Annotated in this window: 3 protein-coding genes; 1 reads left to right on the plus strand and 2 read right to left on the minus strand. The window is 70.0% G+C overall.

Going from position 1 to position 2,051, the window contains the following annotated elements:
- Nucleotides 1-532: M23 family metallopeptidase (locus tag IJH84_RS25620; protein ID WP_295149921.1), on the plus strand; the 532-nt coding region annotated here is incomplete at its 5' end.
- A 120-nt stretch (nucleotides 533-652) separates the two neighbouring features.
- Here the strand turns inward: IJH84_RS25620 and IJH84_RS25625 are convergent.
- On the minus strand, nucleotides 653-1,471 hold the full coding sequence (locus IJH84_RS25625; protein ID WP_200071876.1) for an RNA polymerase sigma factor SigF: 819 nt from the start codon (nucleotides 1,469-1,471) through the stop codon (nucleotides 653-655).
- The gene (locus IJH84_RS25630) at nucleotides 1,468-1,908 is read right to left on the minus strand and encodes an ATP-binding protein (protein WP_295149923.1); all 441 of its coding nucleotides are present in this window, start codon (nucleotides 1,906-1,908) and stop codon (nucleotides 1,468-1,470) included. Before IJH84_RS25630 ends, IJH84_RS25625 begins: the two co-directional genes overlap by 4 nt.
- Nucleotides 1,909-2,051 lie beyond the last annotated feature (143 nt).

The raw sequence follows: 2,051 nt of genomic DNA on the forward strand, positions 1-2,051 counted from the left end.
CGCCGCGGGTGCGCAGGACGCCGCCAAGCAGCTCGACAAGAGCAAGGCGGTCGCAGCGGAGCAGGCCAACCAGGCCCCTGCGCCCGCGGCTCAACCCGCGGCCGCGGCCAAGCCGGCAGCCCCGGCCAAGCCCGCCGCGGCGAAGCCGGACTTCGTCAAGCCCGCCGAAGGCACCCTCAGCTCCGGATTCGGATCCCGCTGGGGCAGCTCGCACAAGGGCATCGACATCGCCAACAAGATCGGCACGCCGATCAAGAGCGTCGCCGACGGCAAGGTCATCAGCGCCGGTCCGGCCAGCGGCTTCGGCCAGTGGGTCCGGGTGCAGCACAACGACGGCACGATCACCGTCTACGGCCACATCAACACCATCGACGTGAAGACCGGGCAAAAGGTGAACGCAGGCGACAAGATCGCCACTCTTGGCAACAAGGGCAAGTCCACCGGCCCGCACCTGCACTTCGGTGTGCAGAAGGGTGGCACCAAGGTCGACCCGCAGCCCTGGCTGCAGCAGCACGGCATCTCGGTCAAGTGATGCCCGGTTCCGGGCCCGCCGGGCCCGGAACCCCGCAAGCCGGCCGTCCGAGGTCCGAGCTCCTTCCCCCGGCCGGGCCCCGGACGGTCCTTCCAACCGCCGAGGCGCGAACAGCCCCCGTCAGTCCTGCGCGGACTCGGCGGGGGTTCGTTCGCTCTCCATCCGCTCGCGCAGCCACACGAGCGTCCGGGACAGCAGCCGGGACACGTGCATCTGCGAGATGCCGACCTGCTCGGCGATCTGGGTCTGGGTCATCGAGCGGAAGAACCGCATCACCAGGATCCGGCGCTCCCGCTCGTCCAGCTCGGCCAGCAGCGGGCGGATCGTCTCCCGGTTCTCCACCTCGGCCAGCTCGGCGTCGTCCGAGCCGATCGCGTCCCCGAGCGGGATCTCGTCGGTGGCGGTGAGCAGCTCGTCCAGCGAAGCGCTGCGGTAGGCGTTGCCCGCCTCCAGTCCCCGGTAGACGTCGTCCCTGCTGATGCCCAGGTGCTCGGCCAGCTCGCTGGGCGTGGGGGCGCGGCCGAGTTCCTGGGACTGCCGCGCGATCGCCGAGGACACCGACAGGTGCAGCTCCTGCAGCCTGCGCGGCATCCGCACCGCCCAGCCGGTGTCCCGGAAGTGCCTGCGGACCTCACCCATGATCGTCGGAACCGCGTAGGACAGGAAGTCCACGCCGCGTTCGGGATCGAACCGGTCCACCGCGTTGATCAGACCGAGGGTGGCGACCTGGGTGAGGTCCTCCTGGGACTCGCCGCGGTGGCTGAACCGGCGCGCGATGTGTTCGGCCACCGGGAGATGTTCGGTGACCAGCCGGTCCCGCAGTTGTTCGTAGCGGGGGTCTTGCTTACTCACACCCGCGAGTTCGGCGAACAGCGGCGCCAGTTCGTCGTACCGTTGATGTCGCGAGTGCGCAGCGTGATCGGAATCCGCCTGCTTCACTCGTGAGTCCGTCCCTTGGTCAACTCAATGCGAACGACGTGGGCACCGTCGGTGTCCGCGTCCGGTTGCACCGAGGTTGACACAGTGTCGGTGAGTGCGCTCAGGACGCGCCAACTGAACGTGTCCTGCCGCGGTGCCTGAGCGGAATCACTGCGCACCGACGCGGAGACGGTCAATTCGTGGTCCTGGCCCGCGAACCGGCAGACCAGCGGCGCGGACCCGGCCGCGAGCCGCACCAGGGTCGAGCACGCCTCGTCCACGGCCAGCCGCAGGTCGGCGATCGAGTCCACGTCGAAGTCCGCTCGCATGGCCAGATCACCGGTCACCGCGCGCAACACCGACAGCTGGGACGCCTCGGCGGCGACCCGCACCTCCACCACGGAGGAGTCCGGGACCTGCGCGGTCCGTTCGCCGTGTCCGGACTCGGGTGCTGACACTGGCACACCTCTATTCGACCTCGGGGTCCTCGTTCGGGGACCGGTCTCCGGCACCCATGGCCGGGTGCCGGGTGGCTCCCGCCGCGCGTCGGGTTCTGACCTCATCGCCGGCCACCTCGTTCCGTGCCGCGCCGTTCCGGCAC

The organism is Saccharopolyspora sp. (assembly GCF_017434145.1).
Taxonomy (GTDB): Bacteria; Actinomycetota; Actinomycetes; order Mycobacteriales; family Pseudonocardiaceae; genus Saccharopolyspora_C; species Saccharopolyspora_C galaxeae.